Below are 24,201 nucleotides of genomic sequence, written 5' to 3' on the forward strand. Positions count from 1 at the left end.
AATGGCTGGCGCAAGCACACTTCGCATCGGCGCGGACGTCCACGCCGGCCAGACCCGCTTCGAGGCGCGCGCGGCAACGCGCGAAACCCCGCTGGTGAAATGGCTCGTCCTGGGCACGGCGCTGAGCTTTTTCGCGATCTTCCTGCTGATGCCGCTGATCGCGGTCTTCGTCGAGGCCTTGCGCAAGGGCTGGGAGACCTATGTCAGCGCGCTGGTCGACCCCGACGCGCTGTCGGCCCTGCGCCTGACGCTGCTGGCCGCCGCGATCGCCGTGCCGCTGAACCTGGTGTTCGGCGTGTGTGCGGCGTGGGCGATCGCCAAGTTCGAGTTCCGCGGCAAGCACTTCCTGATCACCCTGATCGATCTGCCGTTCTCGGTGTCGCCGGTGATCGCCGGCCTGATCTACGTGCTGGTGTTCGGCGCTCAGGGCTGGTTCGGCCCATGGCTGTCCGACCATGACATCAAGATCATCTTCGCCGTGCCGGGGATCGTGCTCGCCACCGTGTTCGTGACCTTCCCCTTCATCGCCCGCGAGCTCATCCCGCTGATGCAGGCGCAGGGCAAGGAGGAAGAGGAGGCGGCGATCGTGCTCGGCGCAAGCGGCCTGCAAGCCTTCTGGCATGTGACCCTGCCCAACATCAAGTGGGGACTGCTGTACGGCGTGATCCTGACCAACGCCCGCGCGATGGGCGAGTTCGGCGCGGTGTCGGTGGTGTCAGGCCACATTCGCGGCCTCACCAACACGCTGCCGCTGCATGTCGAGATCCTCTACAACGAATACCAGTTCGCGGCCGCCTTCGCGGTGGCCTCGCTGCTGGCCCTGCTGGCCCTGGTGACCCTCGCCCTCAAGACCTGGGTCGAGCACCGCGCCGCCGCAGCCCACCGCCTTTCACAGGACGACGCATCATGAGCATCCAGGTACACAACATCGACAAGCGCTTCGGCAGCTTCGTCGCCCTCGACGACATCTCGCTCGACTTCCCCACCGGCCAGCTCGTCGCCCTGCTCGGTCCCTCGGGCTGCGGCAAGACCACGCTGCTGCGCATCATCGCCGGACTCGAATCGGCCGACGCCGGCCAGGTGCTGCTCGACGGCGACGACGCCTCCGGCACCCACGTGCGTGACCGCCAGGTCGGCTTCGTGTTCCAGCATTACGCGCTGTTCCGTCACATGACGGTGTTCGACAACGTTGCCTTCGGCATGCGCATGAAGCCGCGCGGCCAGCGCCCGTCCGAAAAGCAGATCCGGGCTAAGGTGCACGATCTGCTCAACCTGGTGCAGCTCGACTGGCTGGCCGACCGCTTCCCGTCGCAGCTCTCCGGTGGCCAGCGCCAGCGCATCGCGCTCGCCCGTGCGCTGGCGGTCGAGCCGCGCGTGCTGCTGCTCGACGAGCCCTTCGGCGCGCTCGACGCCAAGGTGCGCAAGGAGCTGCGGCGCTGGCTGCGCAAGCTGCACGACGAGCTGCACATCACCTCGGTCTTCGTCACCCACGACCAGGAAGAAGCGCTGGAGGTGGCCGACCGCGTGGTGCTGATGAACCAGGGCCGGGTCGAGCAGGTCGGCACACCGGAGGAGGTCTACCGCCACCCGGCGACGCCCTTCGTGTATGGCTTCCTCGGGTCGGTGAACTTCTTCCACGGCCGGGTCGAAGGCGAGGGCCTGCGCGTGGGCGACGAGCATCTGCAGCACGGCGTCGGCACGCTCGACCAGGGCGCCGAGGTGGTGGCCTTTGCCCGCCCGCACGAACTCGAGATCGTCGTTGACGGCGGCGCAGGCCAGGGTATCGCCGCCCGCATCAGCCGCGTGCTCGCCTTCGGCGTGACCGCCCGCATCGAGCTCGACGGCATCAACGGCGCCACCGGGCAACACTTCGAGGTCGAGCTCACGCGCGAGCGGGTTGCCGCGCTCGGCCTGCAGGAAGGCCAGCACGTGCGCCTGCTACCATCGCGCCTCAGCGTCTTCGAACAACAGCACACCGCCGCCGCGGGAGCCGCACGATGAACTTCCAGCAGTTGCGCATCATCCGCGAGACGGTGAGGCGCGGGTTCAACCTGACCGAGGTGGCAAACGCCCTGTTCACCTCGCAGTCGGGCGTCTCCAAGCACATCAAGGACCTCGAGGACGAGCTCGGCGTCGAGCTGTTCACGCGCAAGGGCAAGCGCCTGCTCGGCCTCACTGCGCCGGGCAAGGAGCTGGTGGTGATGGTCGAGCGCATGCTGCTCGATGCCGCCAACATCAAGCGCCTGGCCGAGCAGTACAGCAACGCCGACCAGGGCCAGCTCACCGTCGCCACCACCCACACCCAGGCGCGCTACGCGCTGCCCACGGTCGTGGCGGCCTTCACGCGAGCCTTCCCCAAGGTGCACCTGAAGCTGCACCAGGGCAGCCCGGGCGAGATCGTGCAGATGCTGCTCGACGGCGAGGCCGACATCGGTGTCGCCACCGAGGCGCTGGCCGACGTGCCCGAACTGGCCTCATTCCCCTATTACAGCTGGCAGCACGCCGTGGTGGTGCCCGCCGGCCACCCACTCGAGGCAGTCCAGCCGCTGACGCTCGAAGCCATCGCCGAGCATCCGGTCATCACCTACCACGAAGGCTTCACCGGGCGCACCCGCATCGACAAGACCTTCGCCGCCGCGGGCCTGAAGCCGGCGGTGGTGATGTCCGCGCTCGACGCCGACGTCATCAAGACCTACGTCGAGCTCGGCCTCGGCGTCGGCATCCTGGCCTCGATGGCCTTCAGCCCCGAGCGCGACCCGGGGCTGCGCATGCTCGACAGCGACGCCCTGTTCGCCGGCAACGTCACCCGCATTGCGGTACGGCGCGGTCACTACCTGCGCGGCTTCGCCTACCGCTTCATCGAGCTGTGTGCGCCGGAACTGAGCGAGGCGGTGGTGTCGCATGCGGTCGGGGAGGTGAGCAAGTAGCACTGGCGTCCATCCCGGCCGTCATCAAGCGGTAACACGACCGGCGCACACTCCACGGGTCGAGGACCGACCTCGACGGCATCAGGCGTCCGGGTGGCCGGCAACCGCCGTACCCGCCTCCCTGCCCGGCCTCCTGCGCCCATAGCCAAGCCTCGAGGAAGCGCCATGCAGGTACTCTTTGTGGGCAAGGGCAAGGACTGTCGCGCCTTGCTCGCCGAAGCCATCTTCAACCACGTGTCCCGCGCCGGCTGCACGGCAGGCCGCGCAAGCTGCGACGCCCCCGGGCCGCCGGCACGCGAGGCGCTCGAACTCCTGCGCGGCCAGGGCATCGCTGCCGGCGACTCGCCTCCCGACGCTCTTCCGCTGTCGTCCCTCCCGCACGCCGCGACCGGTGACGCCCCGATGCTGGTGGTCAGCGTCTGCGAGTCGCGCTGCGAGGGGCCATGCCCCTACTGCGACTCGAGCGCGCTACGCGCCCACTGGCCGGTGCACGACCCGCTGCAGCGTCATTTGCTGCCACATGACCCGACGTCGGAACTGCTCGACGTCTATCACATCCTGCGTGCCCGCATCGAACGCTCCATGCCGCTGCTCGAAGGCAGCCGCGCCGGCGACCCCGAACGGCTTCAGCGCGAACTCGACCGCATCGGGCACTTCCTGCCCTGAAGCCCGCCGCCCACTGACGGGCCGATGCCGCGGCCACTCAGCGCGCGAGGCTGGCATCCGGCTGCTCTTGAGCACTGCGGTGGAGCACTTCCAGGCGCGCAATCAGCGCCTCCGGCACGCTCTCGACGACCGCCACCTCCCCGGCATGGACGACACCCTGATTGCCATCGAGGGTGAGCAGTTCGCCTTCCGCAAGAGCCCGCCCACCGATGCGCACGACCCGCTCCGCTGCGTCGATCTGCAGCGCCTCGCAGCCGACCAGGCAAACCTTGCCGAGCTGGCGCGCGACCACCGCAGCGTGCGAAGTGCGCGCACCACGGTGGGTCAGCAGCCCCTCGGCGAGGTCCAGCGCCGCGATGTCGCGCGTCTCGGCATCTTGCCGTACCAGGATCACGCGCGCACCTGCGGCACAGCGGGCGCGGGCACGCCTTTCGTCGAGGACGATCTCGCCGCTGGCGATCCCGCTCGACGCGCTTGAGGCTTGTGCGAGCGGCTCGGGCCCGCCGCCATCGATCGCTGCCAGCCGCCGCTGCACGAGCGCCCGGGCATCCAGCCCATAGGTGCGCTCGCGCGCGGTTGCGGCGTCGATCACCCCCTCGTCGAGGAGGTCGAGCGCGATGCGCGCGGCAGCCAGCGCAGTGCGCTTGCCGGCACGCGCCTGGAGCAGGAAGAGTCGCCCGTCCTGCACCGTGAATTCGAAGTCCTGCATGTCGCCGAAGGCCTGCTCGAGCCGACCGCAGATGCCCACCAGATCCTCCCAGATCGAGGGCGCGACGCTCGCAAGCTCGCCGTGACCGAGCGCACTGCGGCGGCCGCTGACGACGTCCTCACCCTGCGCGTTGAAGAGGAAGTCGACCCAGGGCTGCGGCTCACCGCTGCTCGGGTCGCGCGTGAAGCCGACGCCTGCCCCGGACAGGCCGCCGGCATTGCCGAACACCATGCGCTGCACCGTCACTGCGGTGCCCATGCCATGGTCCAGACCGTGCAGGTCACGGTAGGTGCGCGCCTTGTCGCTGCGCCAGGAGGCGAACACGGCTGCAATCGCCTGCCTGAGCTGTGCGTGCGCATCCTGCGGAAAGGCCTCGCCCGCCTCTCTGCGATAGGTTTCGAGATGGCGGCCGGCAAGCGCGCGCAGCGCGGCGAAATCGAGCAGGCGCTCGTCAAGGTCGCCGCGCACAGCGTCAAGGTCGGCCTCGAAGTGCGCGGAATCGATGCCGGCAACGACCTCGCCATAGCCTGCGATAAGGCGCCGGTAGGCATCCCAGGCCAGGCGCGGATGACCCGTCACACGCACGAAGCCGGACAGGGTCGACTCGGTCAGACCGATGTTGAGCAGGGTTTCCATCATGCCAGGCATCGATGCCGGCGCCCCCGAGCGCACCGACAACAGCAACGGATGGCGAGCATCGCCCAGGCGTAGCCCACAGTGCTTTTCCAGCGTCTCCAGGGCAGGGCGCCAATGCCATTCACCGAGCGCAGCCGGGTCGGCGCACCAGCCGGTGCCGATCACGAAGGCCGGCGGCACCGGCATGCCGAGCGCCGCCATGCGCGCCAGGTTCCAGGCCTTGGCACCGAGGACCTCGGGCCCGCTGTGCTTCGGAAGGGGCTCATCGTCCTGGATGAGCAGCACGACACGGGCGTGCAGGTGCTCGGTCCCAGCGCTCATTCGCCCACCCGCACGCGGCTGAAGGCAAGCCGGCGCACGCCGTAGCCGGTGGCGAGCAGCCAGTCCGTCGCGGCCTCGAGCGCCTGCGCAAAATCGGTACTCAGGTTGAGGGTGGCGGCATCGCTCACGTGCTCGGCGAGGGCACGCCGCACGTCCCTGAGCAGCACGTCGCACTGACGCTCGGCATTGAGCACGCGCCAGAGCGCGGCGACGAACTCTTCATGGTCCTCGGCGCTGCTGCGCTCGCCCAGGGTGCGGGCAATCTCGAGCGCCCGCACATGGTCCTGTGCAGCGGTGAGTACCGCATCGGCAAGCAGTTGCATGGACTGGTGCACTTCGCCACGCCAGCCGCGGTGGTGATCGGAGGCGATCAGGGACAGCAGGAAGGCGGCCTCCTCAAGGGCATCGGCGACGTCGTCAGCCGTCTCCACCACCTCGGCGAAGGCCTGCCAGCGCGGCCGCGCCTCGGCACGCGCACGTGCATCCATGACGAGCTGGTCCGCAGCGCGCTCCCAGTCCTTGGCGCGTTCGGCAAACACGCGTGCAGCGTTACGGTCGCGCTCGTAGCCGTGGGCGAGGCCGTCGCGCAGGCCTTCGGCCATCGCATGGCAGTAGGCCGCATGCTCGGCGAGCAGGTCGAATTCGTCATGGCGGTGCAGGTAGCGCGCGAGCAGCAAGCGGGCATCGTCGGCCACGAGGGCGAGCGGCTGGTGCTGTTGCGCGGCCGCCGACGCCAACGCCATCACGTCGAGCACGAAGCCGCGCGCACGCTCGGTGCCCATGACCACATCGAGACGGTCGCCGATGCGGAAGTAGTCGGGACCGAGGGCCTGCATCGCCCCGAAGATGAGCCGCTCGCCGCCGGCCTCGAGCCAGGCCATGTGGCCGACCCGGCGGCGCGCCGACTCGGCCAGGATGGCTACCGCATCGCCCTTGCCAACGAACTGCTCGAGGCGCTTGCGCGCACGGTTCCAGTCGATCAGGAAGACGATGCGTGCGCCGATGCCTTCCAGCGTCGTCCACAGGCTCATCTCGTCGCTGCAGCTGAAGCGTGCGGTGCCGACATAGTAGGCAGCGCCGGCGTTCAACCCCGCGCGAGTGCGCGCCTGGGCCTCGCCCCAGCTCGCGCCCACCTCGCACAGCAGCGACTGGAAGAACGCGAAACGGCGGCTATGGAGGTCGGAATAGGTCAGGCTGACCTCCAGCCCCTCGACCTGTATCACCAGCACATGTGCATCGTTGGTACCGATGTCGTTCTGCAGCAGCAGGCGGTCGTCATCGCGCGTGGCGGCGGTGTCGAGACCGGGATGCTGCAGCTTGAGCGCGCGCGTCTGGTTGAGACCGCGCATGAACGCGGCGATCCGCGGCCGATCTTCGGCCTCGATCTGCCAGACGTGGGCGCCATCGATGTTCTCGCTCGACAGTTCGGCCGCCAGGCGGTTGATCGCCTTGTGCAGATCCATCACCAGAAGGTGCAGGCTGTCGTCCTTGCCACGCTTGCCGCTGGTCAGCGCCTGCAGGTCCGCCGCCGACAAGGTGTCGGGCGCAAGCTGCGCCAGCCATCCGCACCAGTGCTCGACCCGCTGCACGAGCGCCTCGTCCGCATCGACCGGGCGCGCCATGACTTGCAGATCCTCGACGAGGCAATCGCGCAGCCTGGACAGTTCGGGCAGATGCAGCAGCTTGCCTTCGCGAAACGCGTTCGCGGGCAACTCGGCAAGCCAGCCCGCCTTGAGCCCGGCAGCGGCGAACTCCCGCGACAGATCGAGCGCCGGAACACCCTCGCCGGACGCGCGCTGCTGGGCCGCCTGCAGCAGGCTCAGGTAGAGCTTGAGCCGGTCGTTCGCCGCCAGCGCAGCCCGCACCCGAGCCGGCCTGAGCAGCTCCGTCTGCCCAAGACTGGCGACTGCTTCGAGTTTCTCCATGGCACACCCCCGATATCTACCGGAATTCTCGGCGGTGAATGTGACAGGCAGGTAACAGGCAACCGACTGCGCGCAGTGAAGTACGCGATCGCGCCGGCCAACGAAAATTCACGAAACTGAAATAACCATGTCAAGGTCGTGGCGCACACTTGCAGCCAAACTTCGCAGGAAGCGATTGACATGGCGACGCCGAGGCCCGTTACCCGCGCGACTCCCCCTGGGAGGCGTCGCAGCGATCGTCCACCGGCGGCGCACAGGACCGTCCCGGACGGCAAGGCCCTGTACCGCCGCTTGCTTGTGTTCAACGACGGCATCGTCGCCCAGGCCGACCCCTTTGGCCTCAGCGCACCTATCCTGCACGCCCAGCTCGCTTGGCTGATGCACCCGCAGGAACTGGCAGAACACCTGAGCGCACTCACGACCGACCTCTGGCACCTGCAACTGCACAGCTTCCGGCGCGCCTGCGGGCTGCCGAGCCCGGACCCCATCAGGCCGCATGCCGACGACCCCCGCTTTACCGATCCGGTGTGGACCGAAGCGCCGACCTGGGACCTGGTCAAGGAGTGGTACCTCGCCCTCACCCACCACATGCAGGACATGCTGTACGTAACACCGGGCTTGTCGGGCAAGGAGCGGCGACGCGCAGCGTTCTGGTGGCGCAAGTGGCTCAACGCCGTCGCGCCCACGAACTACCCGTTGACCAACCCGATCGCCCTGCGCCGCTTGGCCGAGACGCGCGGCGAAAGTCTGTGGCAAGGCCTCCAGAACATGCTGGAGGACCTCGGTGCCGGCACTGTGCGCATGACCGACCCCGACCACTTCAAGGTCGGCGGAAACCTTGCAACCACGCCCGGCGCAGTGGTTTTCCGCAACCACCTGCTCGAGGTCATCCACTACGCGCCCACCCGGCCCCAGGTCCATGCCGAGCCGGTAGTGATCGTCACACCCTGGATCAACAAGTTCTACGTGCTCGACCTCACTCCGAAGAAGAGCATGGTGCGCTTCCTGCTGGACCAAGGCCTGGACGTCTTCATCACGAGCTGGAAGAACCCCGACGAGTCGATGCGCGGCACCCGCTTCGACGACTACATCTGCGACGGCGTGGACGCGATCGTGCGCGTTGCACGCGACTTCACCGCCGCCGAGCGGGTGCATGCCGCAGGCTACTGCATCGGCGGCACCGCGCTGGCGATCTACATGGCGTGGGCGGCGAGGCACTACGCCGAGGACGCCATACCGGTGCGCGACTGGACGCTGTTCACCACCCTGGTCGACTTCCACAAGCCGGGCGACATCGAGGTCTTCATCGATGAAGGCAGCATCGCCCACCTGTCGGCGCAGATGGCGCGCAAGGGCTACCTCGACGGCCGCGACATGGCCGCCTCATTCCGCCTGCTGCGTTCGAACAGCCTCGTGTGGCACTACGTGGTGCATGGCTGGCTCTACGGCGAATCGCCCGCCCCCTTCGACGTCCTGTTCTGGAACATGGACACCACGCGCATGCCTCAGGCCATGCACAGCTGGTATCTGCGCGAGCTCTACCTGCACAACCGCCTGATCGAGCCCGGCGCCCTCAACGTGGCCGGCGAAACGATCGACCTGCACGCGATCCGCCAGCCACTCTACGCAGTCGCCGCCGAGGACGACCACATCGCCCCCTGGCAGCAGACCTTCCGCACCGTCCACCACATTGCGGCGGAGAAGCGCTTCGTACTGTCGAGCTCGGGCCACATCCTGGGAATCGTCAACCCTCCCGCACGCCCTCCCAAGCGCCGCTACTGGGCCGACACGGCGCACCGCGCCGACAAGCCGCTGCAGTGGCGCGACCGCACCGAGGCGCAGGCCGGAAGCTGGTGGGAGGACTGGATGCAGTGGCTCAAGCCGCGCGCCGGCGAGCTCGTAGACGCACGGCCCGCCAGCGACGAGCGCTACCCCAGCCTTGGCGACGCCCCAGGTTCCTACGTATTGGAGGCATGAGGACGCACCGTCTCAGCGCATGCAGGGCATGCGTCCCGCCACCGCACTATTTTTTGATGTCACCAGGAGAAGCCATCATGAACGTCCCTACCATGCCTTGCCCGCAAGACACCGGCAACGCGCTGCTTGCCGCTCACAGCCCCGCCGGGAGCACCCCTGCCAACTTCTCCGAATCCCGCGCTGGCGCATCGGCACAGCACAGGAACGGCGTTGCCGCCCTGGTTGACGACCAGGATGCGCTGGCCGCCTGGCAAAGAAACCTCGCCGTGCTGCGTTCGAAAGCCGGCAACTGATCTGTAACCCGGCCCTGACGCGAGGAAGGGCCGCACCAAGCGCTTCCGCGGGCAGCACGTCTCTGCTTCTTGGCTGCGGAATCACCATTACGCGCCACCCACAGCGAACTCATCACGCGCGTATGCGTCTCTGTCTGCGCCCCCACCCACCAAGCGCACGCAGACATGACCACCCTCCGCCTCATCCTCGGCGACCAGCTCAACGCCGCCCACTCCTGGTTCCGCAGCCCGCGTCCAGACGTGCTGTACGTGATGATGGAGGTGCGCAGCGAGACCGACTACGTGCGCCACCACGCGCAGAAGGTGCTGGCGATCTTCGCCGCGATGCGCGCCTTCGCGGCCGCACTGCAGGCCGCCGGGCACCGCGTGCGCTACCTGAAGATCGGCGACACCGACAACCGCCAGTCCTTCGCTGCCAACCTCGCCTTGGTAGCAGGCGAATGCGGAGCAACCCGCTTCGAGCGCATGGAGGCCGACGAATGGCGAGTGGAAAGGCTGCTGGACGAGTCCGCACAGGCGCTTGCCCTGCCGCATGAGGTGTTCAGCAGCGAGCACTTCCTCGCCGAGCGCGCCGAACTCGCCCGGCGCTTCGCCGTCAAGGTGCCGCGCATGGAGTTCTTCTACCGCGACATGCGTCGCCGCCACCGCACCCTGCTCGACGCCGAGGACGGCCCTGTGGGCGGAGTATGGAACTTCGACGCGCAGAACCGCGAGAAATGGCCCGGCGATCCGCCCGCGCCCGAATGGCCCTGGGCCGGTCATGACCTGACGGCGCTGTGGGGCGAGATCACCGCCGCCGGCGTGGAGACCATCGGCGCGCCGCACGCCGGGCGGGTACGCTGGCCGCTGACCCGGCGCGAGGCGCGCGCCGGCCTGGCGCACTTCATCGAACACGCTCTGCCCCACTTTGGCCCCTATCAGGACGCGATGAGCACGCGCTCGACCACGCTGTTCCACTCTGGCTTGTCGTTCGCACTCAACGTGAAACTGCTGCACCCGCGCGAAGTCATCGATGCGGCGGTCGCTGCCTGGCAGCTTGGCAAGGTCGAACTCGCGAGTTGCGAAGGCTTCGTGCGCCAGATCCTGGGCTGGCGCGAATTCGTCCGTGGGGTGTATTGGGCGCGCATGCCGAGCTACGCGCAGGGCAACGCGCTCGACGCGCATCGGCCGCTGCCAGCCTGGTACTGGAGCGGCGAGACGAAGATGAACTGCCTGCACCATGCGGTTTCGCAATCACTCGATAGCGCCTACGCCCACCACATCCAGCGCCTGATGATCACCGGCAACTTCGCCCTGCTCGCCGGCTGCGATCCCGACGAGGTCGACGCCTGGTACCTCGGCATCTACACCGACGCCTTCGAATGGGTGGAGATGCCCAACACCCGCGGCATGAGCCAGTTCGCCGACGGCGGCGTGATCGCCAGCAAGCCCTACGCTGGCGCGGCGAGCTACATCGGCAAGCAGTCCGACTACTGCAAGACCTGCACCTACGACCCCAAGCGCCGCCACGGCGCCAGCGGCCGACCCGCCTGCCCCTTCAACAGCCTGTACTGGGATTTCCTGCTGCGCCACGAGGCCCGCTTCGCACGCAACCCGCGCATGGCGATGCCTTACAAGGCGTGGGCGAAGATGGACGAAGGCGAGCGCGCCGCAACGCTGGCGCAGGCGGCGGACTATCTGGGCAAGCTGGATGCGCTCTGACGCCCGTGATCGCCTTCAACCCCTCGCGGCTGGCGCCGCTCCTACGGCGGGAACAGACACCGCGGCGCGCCCCCCCGGTAGGCGCGGCGCGAGCCGCGAGCTTTTCATAGCACCCACCCGACGCCGGTCGCCTTCAACCCCTCGCGGCTGGCGCCGCTCCTACGGCGGGAACGGACGCCGCGGCGCCCTCCTGTAGGAGCGGCGCGAGCCGCGAGCCTTTCATCGCACCCACCCGGCGCCCGTCGCCTTCAACCCCTCGCGGCTGGCGCCGCTCCTACGGCGGGAACGGACGCCGCGGCGCCAGCCGCGAGCTTTCATTGGCAGATCTGTCCAGCACCCCGTCGTGGAGTCTCATCCACCGGCCTCATCCAGCCAGGCCAGACGCCCCTGACCCGCCTCGGCCAGGCGCGCCTGCAGCGCGGCGGCGGCCTCTTCGGGCAGGCTGAAGTGCAGCTCCACGGCCTGCCCATGCGCCACCCTCAGCAGATTCGCGCCAGCGGCATCGAGTTCGCGCCGCAGCAGGCCTTCGAGCGCATAGGGTACGACGCAGGCCAGGGTCTGCAAGCGCACGATCGGCACCTTCTCGGCCTGCAGCAGGGCCTGGGCCACGGCGTCGGTGTAGGCGCGCACCAGGCCGCCGGCGCCGAGCTTGACACCGCCGAAGTAGCGCACCACGGTGGCGAGCACACCTTCCAGGTCCTGGTGGCGCAACACGTCGAGCATCGGACGGCCGGCGGTGCCGCTGGGCTCGCCGTCATCGACCGCCGCCGACTGGCCGCCGGCGAGCAAGGCCCAGCACACGTGGCGCGCACCCGGATGCCGGGCCCACAGCTCGGCCACCACCTTCTGCGCGCCGGCGCGGTCGGCCATCGGCTGCACGCAGCCGATGAAGCGACTCTTCTTGATGATCAGCTCGCTATGGACGGGGGCGGCGAGGGTGAGCGGCATCGGGTAGCGATCCTGGTCGTTCAGGCGGGCGGCGCCGCGCCCTCGGTGCCGGCCTCCTGCAGGTGCTCAAGCACAGGGCCGAACACCCGTTGCGCGAGCGTGAAGAAGCGCGCGTCCAGCGGCTGCTCGACGCCGCGCAGCGCGAGGCGGTAGGCTGGGTCGCGGCCTTCGCCGAACTGCGGGCGCTGGCCGCCCGTCCATTTGTCGTGCGCTTTGCGCGGATTGCCGTCGTTGGAAACACAGGCCCAGGCCGACTTGGGGAAGAAGTGGAGCGGCTGCGTAAGGCCCTCGCGGTAGAGCGCCAGCAGCTCGGCAAGCAGGTCATGCGCCTGGGCGCGCGACAGCGCTGCGAAAGTGAAGTCGGCGTCGCGCAGCATCACCCGGGTACGGCGCTCGACGCCGGCCGGGCTGGCGGCGCACAGCATCAGGTGGGCGATCCAGGCCTCGAGGTAGTGGCTGGCGCCGGCGTCGGCATAGCGCCAGCGCAGCATGCCCTCGGGACGCAGTTCGCCGAGCACGGCACCCAGCGTCCACGCCTCGCCGTCGAGCTCGAACGCGCTCTGGCAGCTTGCGGCCTCAAGCGCCGGGACGTGCCGGGCCGCGGCCAGGCGGGCTGCAAATTCGCGCATCGCGGCCAGCTCGGCGGCCAGTGCCGCCTCGCCCATGGCACCGCGCGGGAACTCGCCACCGGCGCGCGCCAGCTGCGCAAGCACCGCGTCATCGCGCCCAGCGCCCTCGCCGGCGCCCCTCAGTGCCGAGTCGCACTCATCAGCCTGAGCGTTGAGCAGCACCGGCATCAGACGCTCGGCCAACGCCCAGCGCGCAGGCAGGTCGGGCACGAAGCGCTCGGTGTCCTCCAGCTCGGCATCGGCTTCGGGCAGGTCGAGTCCGAGGCGCTCGCGCAGCAGGGCGCGGCAGGGGTTGCGGAAGAAGCGCACGAGGCGCTCGAGCGTGGGCGTGCGCCACTCCGGCCCGGGCGGTGGCAGCGGGTGGTCGAAGAAGGGCGCGGCGTCTACGGCAAGCGGACCGTCATCCGCACCCTCCACCGCCGCCTCCATCGCATCTTCCGCCGCCTCGACGGCCGCTCCGCTTGCGCCCACGTACCCGGTTCGCTCATCGGCAGCAGCCCCGAGGCGGGCGGCGAGGGCCTCGGCGTAGTCTTCGTTGAAGCTCGTCAGGCGCGCATCGCCGCGCTCGGCGGCCAGAAAGTACTCGGGGGCGAAGGCCTGCAACGGATGCGCCACGCACAGGCGCTGACGTGCCGCGGCGAGCGCGTCGGGGTCGGTGGCGCTGCTCGCGGTGGCCTCTGCGAGCACGTCGAGCAACTCATCGACCAGCACCGAGGGGCGCAATTCGCTGCCGTCGCGCACGCTGCGCCCGACGTAGGACAGGTGCAGCGCCTCGCGCGCGGACAGCAGCACATCGAGGAAGAGGTTGCGCTCGTCCAGCCTGCGCTGGCGGTCGCCGGCCTGGGGGCGGGCCGCCATGAGGTCGAACTCGGCGGCACGATCGCTGCCGGGGAAGAGGCCGTGGTCGAGCCCGATCACGCACACCACGCGGTAGGGCAGCCCGCGCAGCGAGGACAGCGCGGAGAAGGTGAGCGTGCCGCCGGGCACGCCACCGCGCGCCGGATCATCGAGCAGGGCCGCGAGCGCGGGGCGGATCACCGCCAGCCCCTGCGCGTCCGTGCAACCGCCCGCCGCCATGTTGTCGGCGAGCTGGGCGATGGCGGCGCGCAACTCGCGCAGTTCGTCCGCCCACGCGGCGGCGTCGCCAACCAGGCGGTCGAGCACCTCGTTGAGCAGCGCGCGCCAGCCCTCGGCGTCATGCGCCTGCAGCAGGCGCGCGCGCAGGCTGCGCAGGCTCTCGGCGTAACGCCAGAAGCGTCCAAGCGCGAGCGCCGCCTGGCCCTCGGGCGCGGCGGCGCCGATGCGCCCGGCAAAGGACGCGTGCTGCGCGGCCTCGCCCGCAGCCCAGGCGAGGAACAGGCGGTGCAGGCCCTCCTCCAGCGTATGTGGCAGGCCGGCCGGCTCGCCCTCCGCCTGCCCCAGCGCCGCGTGCACCGCGCCCGCATCCAGGCCCCAGCGCACGCCGGCGGCACGCAGCCAGTCGTGAAGGGTCTCGAGCGCCGTGTCGTCCAGGCCATGGAGGGCGGCGACCGGGGCCTGCTGCAACAGGTCGAAGACCTGGGTGGCGGGAAAACGGCTGGCGGCCAGGCCAAGCATGCGGTCGAGCACCCGGGCCACCGGGTTGTCGCGAGTGCCGCCCAGGCCGGTGATGCGCCAGGGGATGCGACGCGCTGGCGGGGCGGTGCCGAACACCGCCTCGATGATCGGTGCGCTCGCCTCCAGGTCGGGAGTGAGCACCACCACATCGGCCGGGGTGAGCGCGTCCGGCGTGCCCTCGTGCGCCTTGAACAGACCGAGCAGGCGGTCTTGCAGCACCTCGAGCTCGCGTGCACGCGAGTGGCAGACATGCACCTCGATGCTGCGGTCGGCGGCGGCCAGCCTGACCCCGGCGGGCGGCAGCTCCTGCAGGTCGAGGATGGCGTTATGCACGCGGGCGAGCAGGTGGCGGCCGGGGTGCGGCGCGAACAAGGCCTCGTCCTCGAGCACATGCTCGCCCTCGAACAGCAGGCCGATGTGGGCGCGGGTCTGCTTGCCCCAGGCGGCGAGCAGGCGGTTGCCGGTCTCGAAGAACAGGTCCTGCTGGCGGGTGGCGAGCCAGGACAGGCGGCGTGCATCGACGATGTCGAACCAGAACTCGCGGCAGGGGTTGAGCACGTACAGACGCACATCGACCACCCGCGCCAGCTCGCGCAGCATGTCGAGGTAGAGCGGTGGCAGCGCCGGCAGGCCGAACACATGCACGCTGCGCGGCAGGCCGGTGGCGGTGAGCGCATCGTGATCCATCGCCGTCACCGCGCGCAGGAAGGCGGTCGCCGGGTGCTCGCTGCGCAGGCCCATGGCCTCGCGAATGCGGCGCCACAGCGCGGCCTGCCAGGCTTCGTCGGCACGCGCGGCAGCGCTCGCGTCCGCCTCCAGCACGCTGCCCCGGCCCTCGCTCCAGCGCGCCAGCCACTGCGGCCGATAGGTAAGGTAGTGGTCGAACACGCGCGCGATGCGCTCGGCGAGCTCGAAGCGCATGCGCGCGTCAGCCCCGGCGAGGTAGTGCGCCAGGCGCGGATGCTCGCCCAGCCAGGCGCCTTCGGCCGCGCCTGCATCGAGCAGGCCGTGGATGCGCCAGGCCAGTAGCGCGGGCGAGAAGGGCGAGCGCGCCGGCACTTCGGGCACGACGCGGCCGATCTGCTGCCACAGCCACTGGGCGAGAAAGTCGCAGCGCAGGTTGGCGCACACGCCCTCGCGATCGGCCACCGCCAGCTCGAGCCGACGGCGCAGCGCGGCGCTCGGCACGACCACCTCGCGCTCGCCGAAGGGGCCGGGCTGCTCGTCGGCGAGACGTTCGAGGAGATCGTCGAGGAGGATCTCGAAGCGGTTGGAAAAGCTCAGGGACAGCATGCAGGAGTTCCGCAGGGGCGCCGGCAGGGCGACACGACAAGCACAGCAGGATAACGCATCAAGCCGCAGCCAGCCGCGGCGCATGGGATTGCCGTGGGAGCGGCGGCGCAGGGGATTGCCGTGGGAGCGGCACCAGCCGCGAGGGGTCGAAGGCGACATGCCCCGAGGGCTGGACCCAAAAGCTCGCGGCTCGCGCCGCTCCCACTGCAAACGGCGGCGCATGGGATTGCCGTAGGAGCGGCACCAGCCGCGAGGGGTCGAAGGCGACATGCCCCCGGGCCGGACCCAAAAAGCTCGCGCACAGGCACTCGCCTGCGAATGTGTAAACTGGCCGCTGTTCATCTTCCACCTGCCCACCGTCATGGCCAAGACCCACCCCGAAGGCTGGCGCCTGCTGCCCGCCAGCGGCGCCCGCGCCCGCGAGCTGCAGACGCTCGCGCTGCTGGCGGGCGCGCTGCCGGCCGACACTACGATCTACCACGGCCTGCACTGGACGCGGGCCGAGGGCAGCGCGGCGGTGTTCGGCGACATCGGCTTCGTCGTCCTCGGCCCGGGCGGGCGCATCCTGCTCATCGAACAGCAGGCCGGCTTCCTCGACGAGGCCGAGCACGGCCTGCTGCGCCCGGGGCGGCGACGCGAACGCAACATCAGCGTGGATCTCGCACGCCAGGCCGATGCCCTGCGCGCGCGCTTGCGCCCGGCGCTGGGGGGCGCCGAGCCTATGCTCGACGTGCTGCTCTACTGCCCCGACTACACCGTGCGCCAGCCCGGCACCGCCGGCCTGGACCCGGCGCGCATCGTAGACGCGCCGCGGCGCGAGCAGCTGGTGGCCACCGTCCGCGCACTCACCGGCGACACCGAGGGCGCAGCGCCCGCCGACCCTGCCCGCCGCCAGGCCCTGCACCGCTTCTTCGCCGACCTGCTCGAACTGGTGCCCGACGTGCAGTCGCACATCGGCCAGGTGGATGAGCTGAGCACGCGGCTGTCGGGCGGGCTCACCGAATGGGCGCGCCGCATCGACATGAGCCCGCACCGCCTGCGCGTGACCGCCACCGCCGGCAGCGGCAAGACCCAGCTTGCGCTCGCCGCCTACACCGATGCGCTCGCCGCCGGCCGGCGCCCGCTCTACGTCTGCTACAACCGCCCGCTGGCCGACCACTTCGCCCGCATCGCCCCCGCCGGCGGCGAGATTGCCACCTACCACCAACTCTGCGACCGCCGCCTGCGCGACGCCGGCCGCCCGCCGCGCTTCGGCGCTCCCGGCGCCTTCCGCCGCATGGAGGCGGACTTCGCCGCCCTGGTGGCCGCCCCGGCCAGCGGACAGCCCGACCCCCGGTGGCAGTTCGACGAACTGATCATCGACGAGGGCCAGGACTTCATGGAGGCCTGGCGCGACACCCTGCTCGCGCTGCTCAAGCCGGGCGGGCGGGCGTGGTGGCTGGAAGACCCGCTGCAGAACCTGTACGACCGCCCGGCCGTGACCCTGCCGGGCTGGGTCGGGCTGAGCGCCGACACCAACTACCGCACCCCGGCCGACGTGCTCGCCTTGCTCAACGCCCGCCTGCCCCTGCCCGCCCCCATCCGCGCCGGCAGCCCGGTGGCCGACAGCGAACCCGAACTGCTCGCCTGGCACGACGAGGCCAGCATGCTGGAGGCCACCAAGCGCGCAATCACGCGCGCGCTCGGACTCGGCTTCCGACGCGACATGATCGTGCTGCTCACCTTCCGCGGCCGCGAGCATTCGCGCTTCACCCCGCTGGAACACCTCGGCCCGCACCGCCTGCGCGCCTTCACCGGCCGCTACGACCTGCTCGGCGAGCCGGAGCACTCGCAGGGCGAGCTGCTGATCGACTCCGTGTACCGCTTCAAGGGCCAGTCCGCGCCCTGCATCATCTTCACCGAGATCGACTTCGAGCCGCGCGCGGACGGGATGGACGAGCTCACCATGCGCAAGCTCTTCGTGGGTGCGACGCGAGCGACGATGAAGCTGATCCTGGTGGCATCGGAGCGCGCCGCTGGGCTGCTGGCGGACCCCGAGCACAAGCACTGACGAGGCGCACACGCGCCGCCTCCACGCACGGCCCGCCAAGACCCGGGCGCTGAGACGCCTGTCGCAGCTGTCGCAGGCGCCACGCGACAGCTGTCTCGGCCGCCACCTCCACTCGGGCTGCGCACGGCCAATTTTTTCATACAAAACAATCACTTCAATTAGTGGCACCGTCCTTGCTGTCCTTTCTGCGGCAGGCCAGCCTCCGGCTGCTGCACGTCCACTACGCAACGCGCGCTCAGTCCATGCGCGCCATACGAACCAGAAAGGAGACAAGGACATGAAACCGTCGACAACCAAGCGCGGCAGGCCGCAGGCCACCCGCAGCGCACTGTGCGTCACCGTATTGCTCGCGGCGATGAGCACGGCGTTTGCAGCCGACGATGGCAACTGGACCGAGTACACCGGCGACAAGGCCGGCTCGCGCTATCTGCCCAGCAAGAGCGTCACCACCGAGAGCGTGAAGTCGATGAAGGTCGCGTGGCGCTGGGCCATGCCCGACAACGCGATCGCCGCCGACAACGCCGAGCTGCGCACCTGGGTCAACGAGTCCACGCCGCTGGCGATCGACGGCATCCTGTATTCCACCTCGCCGATGAGCACGGTGTCGGCAATCGACGGCGAAACCGGCAAGACGCTGTGGACCTACGACCCCGAGGCCTACAAGGATGGCACCCCGCCCAACCTCGGTTTCATCAACCGTGGTCTGACCTACTGGGCCGACGGCGACGACAAGCGCATCATCGTCGGCACCGGCGACGGCTACCTGATCGCCCTCAACGCAACGACCGGCAAGCCGATCGAGTCCTGGGGCGAACAAGGGCGTGTCGACCTGACCAAAGGCATGCGCCGCCGGGTCGACCGTTCCCTCATCGCGGTCACCTCGCCCCCCATCGTGTGCGGCGACACCGTGGTGCCCAGCATCGCGGTGCTCGACTCCTTCGCCATCGGCCGCCAGCCGATGAAGTACCACCCGCCCGGCGACGTGCAGGCCTTCGACGTACGCACCGGAAAGCGCGTGTGGATCTTCGAGCAGCCGCCGCAGAAGGGGCAGCCAGGCAACGAGACCTGGGAAGACGAGTCGTGGAAGACCACGGGCTCGGGCAACATGTGGGCACGCCCCGGCTGCGACGAAGAGCTCGGCCTGGTCTACCTGCCGTTCTCGACCCCGACCAACGACTTCTACGGCGGCCACCGCAAGGGCGACGGCCTGTTCGGGGAGTCGCTGGTGGCGGTCGACGCCAAGTCGGGCAAGCTCGCCTGGTACTACCAGATGGTGCGCCACGGGCTGTGGGACTACGACCTGCCGACCGCCCCCAACCTGATGGATCTCACCGTCAACGGCAAGAAGATCAAGGCCGTGGCCCAGGTCACCAAGCAGGGCTTCGTGTTCACCTTCGACCGCGCCACCGGCAAGCCCGTGTGGCCGATCGAGGACCGCGCAGTACCGCAGTCCACCGTACCCGGGGAACGCTCGGCCGCGACCCAACCGCACCCGACCGTGCCGGCGCCCTTCGTCCAGCAGGGGGTGACCGAGGACGACCTGATCGACCTCACGCCCCAGCTCAAGGAAGAGGCCAGGAAGATCCTGGCGCGCTACAACTACGGGCCCTTGTACACCCCGCCCACGCTCGACAAGGCCGGCACCCTGCAGGTACCGGGCGTACTCGGCGGCGCAAGCTGGGCGGGCGCTGCGCACAACCCGAACACCAACGTGCTGTACGTGCCCTCGTTCACGATCCCGTTCGGCATCAAGATCAAGAAGGAGAACGCCAGCGTCTACGACTACACCGGCACCTGGGCCGGGGTCGGCGGCCCGCAGGGCCTGCCGCTGTTCAAGCCGCCGTTCTCGACCGTGACCGCGATCGACATGAACACCGGCAAGCACTTGTGGCGCATTCCCGCAGGCAAGGGCCCGGTCGACCACCCGGCGATCAAGGACCTCAACCTCGGCCGTGTCGGCGTCCCGCGCGAGAGCTTCATCGCGCTCACCGACGAGGTGCTGTTCCTCGCCCCGGAAGGGACTCATGGCGTGATCGGCCTGTCCTCGCGCGGCAACGCCCTGATCACCCAGGCCAATGCCGACGAGAAGGAGCCCTACCTGTATGCGCACGACGCGCGCTCGGGTGAGCTGATCTCGGAGCTGCGCCTGCCGGGCGCAGCGTTCGGTGCGCTGATGACCTATCGCGCCGGCGACAAGCAGTACGTCGTCGTGCCGATCGGCGGGGCCGGGCTGCCCGCCGAGCTGGTCGCAGTCCAGGTCAACTGACCGTACGCCTCCGGGGCCGCGGCATTGCCGCGCCGCCCCGGAGGCGGTCCTGTCAAGCGGACGCTGCCGTTCGCATACCGCAACGAGACTCCAAGATCATGAAGACATACCACCTGACCCCCATTGCCATGGCGCTGATCACCACGTCGGTGCTCGCCTTCAATGCCGTATTGCCGGAAGCGCCTGCCGCCGAGGAAGTCGTCGTCGAGGCCGCGGGCGGCCCGCCCTTCAAGCTCGATGACAGCGCACGGATCGCCGCCGGCAAGGCCCGCTACCAGTCCGGCTGCGCCGATTTCTGTCATGGCCACGAGCCCGCCCTGTTCATCGACCGCCAGGGCCTGGACCCCGAGTACGTCTACAACACGATCAGGGACGGCGGTCGTGGCGCCACCCCGATGCCGCCCTGGGGCGATGTGTTCTCGCCCGAGGAAATCTGGGAACTGGTGGCCTACCTCAAGTCGCTCGGCAAGTGGTGAGCCCTTGCGCACACCGCCCGCCCTGCGTGTAGGGCACAAGAAGAACGCCGCCGGTCGCAGGGCCCGGCGGCGTTCTTCATTGCAGCGGGTCACCGCAGCTGCGGTGACCGCCCGACTCACCAGGCGTAGGCGTACTTGAGGTTGAAGCTGTCGGTCAGGCCGTGCGATTCACCGCTGACACCGCGCGAGTAGCGCACGGTGATCGACTGGTTGCCGTAGTAGCTGAACATCACGCCGATACCGGCGGTCGTCTCGTGGCTGGCGGCCACCTCCGCCCCGGTGGCGCGGTTGGTCCAGCGCCCCTGGCGCTCGTAGTCGAGCGCGATGAAAGGCTGGACCGCGTCGCTGAGCTTGTATCCCAGCCGGTGGTTGGTATGGAACAGGGTGGCCGGACGAGCATCTGCAGCCGTCGACTTGCCGAAGAACACGAAACCGGCATCGGCGGTGTAACTGACGCGCTCGAACTGCACGTCCCAGAACAGGCTCGACAGGTTCTTCCATCCGTCACCGCCGCCAACATCCTGGTTGCCCACCGGCACCTGGAAGAAGGTCTGGAACCCGAGCGTCGAATTCGGCGTCGGCTTGTACCAGATCGCCGGACCGGTCAGCGGATCGCCGATGCCGCTGGCGGAGCTGTTGGTCGCGTCATTGCGTACACCGACCTCGGGCAGGATCACCTCGTAGGCCAGGCCGATGTTCGGGTTCGACTCGGGCGACCAGAAGCGCACGTACTTGGACAGGCCGACGATGGTCCTCGTCTTCGCTGCCGCGCGGCGGTCGTCGCCGCTGCCATCCCACACCCGCGCACCGTTCTGGAAGGTGGCGTACTGCACGAACACGTTGAACGGCTCGAAGCCGACCGGCAGGTCGTACTCGTGCGGCCCGATCACGTCCAGCGTGACCTGGGCCTGCGCCGTCACGGGTGCAGCAAGCGCTGCACAGACGGTGAGCAACGGTAGCGCGCACTTGGATGCGCCTTGTCGCGAGCGATGGTTCCTGAGCATGGGTGTCTCCTTTTCTTCTCGTTCAAATGGATGAAATCGGGGTCGCAGGGCCTGCCCAGGACACCGCCTGGACGCCCCGCCCCGAGCCCATGCCATTGCACGTTCGGTGCCATGCCAGCCACCCCATATTAATCAACACCTTAGCCATCTCGAGCAGTCGCAGCGCAGTCGCATCTGTTGCATCCGGCGTGCGACATGTGTCGCCTCCGCTGCGACAGCCAGCCCCTTGTCGCAGCCCCTCCGGCGCCCCTGAAAGTCGCTTCGAAAAGCAACCAAGCCTCTGTTTCAAATACGTTTTCATACCTTTCGATACAACTCGGCACGGTGGTGGCACCGAAGTTGCAAAGCAAGCCCCAGACGCGATGGCAATGCGAAGCGAGCACGGACAGCACGACCGCAACCGCTTCCCGACCAGCGCGCGACCAGACGACCCAATCGACGAGGAGGCTTTGCAGCGATGGATGCGACAAGCGAACAACTGCTGTGGATGTACGAAAAAATGATCGAGATCCGGGAGTACGAGGAGACCATGGTCAAGGTCTATCTCGAAGGCAAGCTCCCGCCCAAGATCCAGAAGGGCCTGGCCTTCGACATCGGCGCCGGCCCTGTGCCGGGCGAGATGCACCTTGCCGCCGGCCAGGAACCCGTGGCCGTAGGCGTGTGCGCCCACCTGCGCCGCGACGACACCGTGGTCGGGGCACACCGCCCGCACCACTTTGCGATCGCCAAGGACGTCGATCTGAACGCGATGACCGCCGAGATGTTCGGCAAGGTCACCGGCCTGGGTCGCGGCAAGGGCGGCCACATGCACCTGTTCGACCCCGCGGTGAAGTTCTCCTGCAGCGGCATCGTCGGTGCCGGCGCCCCGCAGGCCTGCGGCGCCGCACTGGCGGCGAAGAAGCTCGGCACCGACGCGGTGGCAATCGCCTTCTTCGGCGAGGGCGCAGCCAACCAGGGCGCCTTCCACGAGGCGCTGAACCTGGCCGCACTGTGGAAGCTGCCGGTGGTGTTCGTGGTCGAGGACAACAAGTACGGCATCTCGGTGGAGAAGTCCGCCTCCACCGCCATCGCCTCCAATGCCGATCGCGCCGCTGCCTACGGCATGCCGGGCGTGCTGGTGGAAAGAAACGACGCACTGGCGGTGTTCGAAGCCGCCGGCGCAGCGGTGGCGCGTGCCCGGCGCGGCGAGGGCCCCACCCTGATCGAGGTCAACACCGACCGCTACTTCGGCCACTTCCAGGGCGACCCGGAGACCTACCGCCCCAAGGACGAAGCGAAGACCCTGCGCCAGCACGACCCCATCCCCGCGCTCGCCACCCTGCTGCGCCAGCGCGACCTGCTCGACGACGAGGCCGATGCCGCACTGCGCACGCGCATCTCGGCGCGCGTCCAGGCGGCCTACGACTTCGGCCGCAACAGCCCCTACCCCGCGCCCGAAGACGCGCTGCTGCACGTGTTCGCCGACTGAGAACGAGGAGACCAAGATGAGCACGACCACCACCACCCGCCGCCTGACCATGGCGCAGGCGATCGCCGAGGCCACTGCGCAGGAGATGGCGCGCGACGACCGCGTCTTCGTCATGGGCGAGGACGTCGGCAAGTACGGCGGCATCTTCAGCGCCACCACCGGGTTGCTCGACCAGTTCGGCCCCGAGCGCGTGATGGACACGCCGATCTCGGAGACCGGCTTCATGGGCGCCGCCCTGGGTGCCGCGGCCGAAGGCCTGCGCCCGATCTCGGAGCTGATGTTCGTCGATTTCTTCGGCGTCTGCTTCGATCAGATCTACAACCACATCGCCAAGAACCACTACATGTCGGGCGGCGCCTGCAAGTACCCGCTGGTGATCACCACCGGCATCGGCGGCGGCTACAACGACGCCGCCCAGCACTCGCAGTGCCTGTACTCGATCTTCGCCCACGTACCCGGCCTGAAGGTCGTCGTGCCGTCAAACGCCTATGACGCCAAGGGCCTGATGACGACCGCGATCCGCGACGACAACCCGGTGGTCTTCCTCTATCACAAGGGCATCATGGGCTTGAGCTGGATGTCCTATTTCGAGGGCAGCACCAACGAAGTCCCCGAAGCGCAATACACCATCCCCTTCGGCCAGGCACGCATCGTCCGCGAGGGCAGCGACGTCACCATCGTGACGCTGTCGCAGATGGTGCAGAAATCGGTGCTGGCTGCCGACCAGCTCGCCGCCGAAGGCATCTCCGCCGAAGTGCTGGACCTGCGCACCCTGGTGCCGCTGGACCGCGCCGCCGTACTCGCCTCGGTGGCGAAAACGGGCCGCCTGCTGGTCGCCGACGAGGACTACCTCAGCTACGGGCTGTCGGGCGAAATCGCCGCGCTGGTGGCGGAGAACCTGGACACCCTGCGCCTCAAGGCGCCGGTACGCCGCCTGGCCGTACCCGACGTACCCATCCCCTTCAGCCGTCCGCTCGAGCAGTTCGCCATTCCGCAAGTGGACAACATCGTCGCCAGCGTGCGCGGCCTGATGCGCTTCACGCTCGCTTGATCATTCAGGAGACAAGACATGACCGACATCATCCTCGACGACGCGGTATGGGCCGACGTCGATGAAGGCACCGAAGCCCTGCTGCAGGAATGGCAGGTTAAGGAAGGCGACAGCGTGGAAGCCGGCCAGGTGCTTGGCGTGGCCGAGCTGGTCAAGACCAGCCACGAGATCTTCGCACCGTCAGCGGGCCGCATCGTCAGGCTCAACGTCGCCGAGCAGGACACCTTCGCCCGCGGCACGGTGCTCGCGCAACTGGAGGCCTGAG

18 protein-coding genes are annotated in these 24,201 nt (G+C 69.1%); 13 read left to right on the plus strand and 5 right to left on the minus strand.

The genetic code is table 11. The annotated features are described in order from the left end of the window. Nucleotide 1: 1 nt before the first annotated feature. From cysW to P7F68_RS06790, 4 genes are all read left to right on the plus strand, one after another. A complete protein-coding gene (gene cysW, locus P7F68_RS06775) occupies nt 2-910 on the plus strand; it encodes a sulfate ABC transporter permease subunit CysW (RefSeq protein WP_277831754.1) in 909 nt (302 codons plus the stop codon). After that, the gene (locus tag P7F68_RS06780; RefSeq protein ID WP_277831756.1) at nt 907-2,001 is read left to right on the plus strand and encodes a sulfate/molybdate ABC transporter ATP-binding protein; all 1,095 of its coding nucleotides are present in this window, start codon (nt 907-909) and stop codon (nt 1,999-2,001) included. Before cysW ends, P7F68_RS06780 begins: the two co-directional genes overlap by 4 nt. Beyond that, nucleotides 1,998-2,927 (plus strand): CysB family HTH-type transcriptional regulator, encoded by a 930-nt coding sequence (locus tag P7F68_RS06785; protein WP_002941438.1) that lies wholly within the window; start codon nt 1,998-2,000, stop codon nt 2,925-2,927. The genes P7F68_RS06780 and P7F68_RS06785 overlap by 4 nt, the downstream gene beginning before the upstream one ends. Before the next feature lie 165 nt (nt 2,928-3,092). Next, the gene (locus P7F68_RS06790) at nt 3,093-3,593 is read left to right on the plus strand and encodes a protein tyrosine phosphatase (RefSeq protein WP_277831759.1); all 501 of its coding nucleotides are present in this window, start codon (nt 3,093-3,095) and stop codon (nt 3,591-3,593) included. Between the two features lie 37 nt (nt 3,594-3,630). On the opposite strand, the gene P7F68_RS06795 is transcribed toward P7F68_RS06790, so the two are convergent. Next, on the minus strand, nt 3,631-5,259 hold the full coding sequence (locus tag P7F68_RS06795) for a PEP/pyruvate-binding domain-containing protein (RefSeq protein ID WP_277831761.1): 1,629 nt from the start codon (nt 5,257-5,259) through the stop codon (nt 3,631-3,633). Beyond that, the gene (locus P7F68_RS06800) at nt 5,256-7,184 is read right to left on the minus strand and encodes a DUF47 family protein (protein WP_277831762.1); all 1,929 of its coding nucleotides are present in this window, start codon (nt 7,182-7,184) and stop codon (nt 5,256-5,258) included. The genes P7F68_RS06795 and P7F68_RS06800 overlap by 4 nt, the downstream gene beginning before the upstream one ends. 291 nt (nt 7,185-7,475) lie before the next feature. On the opposite strand from P7F68_RS06800, the gene P7F68_RS06805 reads away from it, so the two are divergent. The 3 genes from P7F68_RS06805 to P7F68_RS06815 all read left to right on the plus strand — a co-directional run bounded on the left by P7F68_RS06805 (nt 7,476) and on the right by P7F68_RS06815 (nt 11,155). After that, complete coding sequence (locus tag P7F68_RS06805; protein WP_277831838.1) at nt 7,476-9,161, plus strand: PHA/PHB synthase family protein; 1,686 nt, start codon at nt 7,476-7,478, stop codon at nt 9,159-9,161. 77 nt (nt 9,162-9,238) lie between these two features. Further along, the gene (locus P7F68_RS06810) at nt 9,239-9,454 is read left to right on the plus strand and encodes a hypothetical protein (RefSeq protein ID WP_002941450.1); all 216 of its coding nucleotides are present in this window, start codon (nt 9,239-9,241) and stop codon (nt 9,452-9,454) included. A 165-nt stretch (nt 9,455-9,619) separates the two neighbouring features. Then, complete coding sequence (locus P7F68_RS06815; protein ID WP_277831764.1) at nt 9,620-11,155, plus strand: cryptochrome/photolyase family protein; 1,536 nt, start codon at nt 9,620-9,622, stop codon at nt 11,153-11,155. A gap of 351 nt (nt 11,156-11,506) precedes the next feature. Here the strand turns inward: P7F68_RS06815 and P7F68_RS06820 are convergent, their stop codons facing one another. Both P7F68_RS06820 and recC read right to left on the minus strand, forming a co-directional pair. Next, entirely contained in the window at nt 11,507-12,103 is a 597-nt protein-coding gene (locus P7F68_RS06820; protein WP_277831766.1) for an IMPACT family protein, read from the minus strand. 20 nt (nt 12,104-12,123) lie between these two features. Beyond that, on the minus strand, nt 12,124-15,621 hold the full coding sequence (gene recC, locus P7F68_RS06825) for an exodeoxyribonuclease V subunit gamma (RefSeq protein WP_277831768.1): 3,498 nt from the start codon (nt 15,619-15,621) through the stop codon (nt 12,124-12,126). 361 nt (nt 15,622-15,982) lie between these two features. On the opposite strand from recC, the gene P7F68_RS06830 reads away from it, so the two are divergent. The 3 genes from P7F68_RS06830 (at nt 15,983) to P7F68_RS06840 (ending at nt 20,413) form a co-directional block, all read left to right on the plus strand. Continuing rightward, nucleotides 15,983-17,671 carry an ATP-binding domain-containing protein gene (locus tag P7F68_RS06830; RefSeq protein WP_277831770.1) on the plus strand — a complete coding sequence of 563 codons (1,689 nt, stop codon included), beginning with the start codon at nt 15,983-15,985 and terminating at the stop codon, nt 17,669-17,671. 277 nt (nt 17,672-17,948) lie between these two features. Further along, on the plus strand, nt 17,949-19,937 hold the full coding sequence (locus P7F68_RS06835; protein ID WP_277831772.1) for a pyrroloquinoline quinone-dependent dehydrogenase: 1,989 nt from the start codon (nt 17,949-17,951) through the stop codon (nt 19,935-19,937). 98 nt (nt 19,938-20,035) lie between these two features. Then, the gene (locus tag P7F68_RS06840) at nt 20,036-20,413 is read left to right on the plus strand and encodes a c-type cytochrome (protein WP_277831774.1); all 378 of its coding nucleotides are present in this window, start codon (nt 20,036-20,038) and stop codon (nt 20,411-20,413) included. A gap of 116 nt (nt 20,414-20,529) precedes the next feature. Here the strand turns inward: P7F68_RS06840 and P7F68_RS06845 are convergent, their stop codons facing one another. Then, nucleotides 20,530-21,417 (minus strand): transporter, encoded by an 888-nt coding sequence (locus P7F68_RS06845; protein ID WP_002930602.1) that lies wholly within the window; start codon nt 21,415-21,417, stop codon nt 20,530-20,532. 457 nt (nt 21,418-21,874) lie between these two features. Here P7F68_RS06845 and P7F68_RS06850 point away from each other — a divergent pair, with 457 nt between their 5' ends. Genes P7F68_RS06850 through P7F68_RS06860 form a run of 3 tightly spaced genes read left to right on the plus strand, consistent with a single transcriptional unit; the run spans nt 21,875 to nt 24,200 of the window. Further along, on the plus strand, nt 21,875-22,885 hold the full coding sequence (locus tag P7F68_RS06850) for a thiamine pyrophosphate-dependent dehydrogenase E1 component subunit alpha (protein ID WP_002930603.1): 1,011 nt from the start codon (nt 21,875-21,877) through the stop codon (nt 22,883-22,885). Between the two features lie 16 nt (nt 22,886-22,901). Then, nucleotides 22,902-23,936: an alpha-ketoacid dehydrogenase subunit beta gene (locus P7F68_RS06855; RefSeq protein ID WP_002930605.1), complete on the plus strand. Its 1,035-nt coding sequence runs from the start codon at nt 22,902-22,904 to the stop codon at nt 23,934-23,936. Between the two features lie 18 nt (nt 23,937-23,954). Further along, the gene (locus P7F68_RS06860; RefSeq protein WP_002930606.1) at nt 23,955-24,200 is read left to right on the plus strand and encodes a lipoyl domain-containing protein; all 246 of its coding nucleotides are present in this window, start codon (nt 23,955-23,957) and stop codon (nt 24,198-24,200) included. The last annotated feature ends 1 nt before the right edge of the window (nt 24,201 follow it).

This window comes from Thauera mechernichensis (genome assembly GCF_029588855.1).
Classification (GTDB): domain Bacteria; phylum Pseudomonadota; class Gammaproteobacteria; order Burkholderiales; family Rhodocyclaceae; genus Thauera; species Thauera mechernichensis.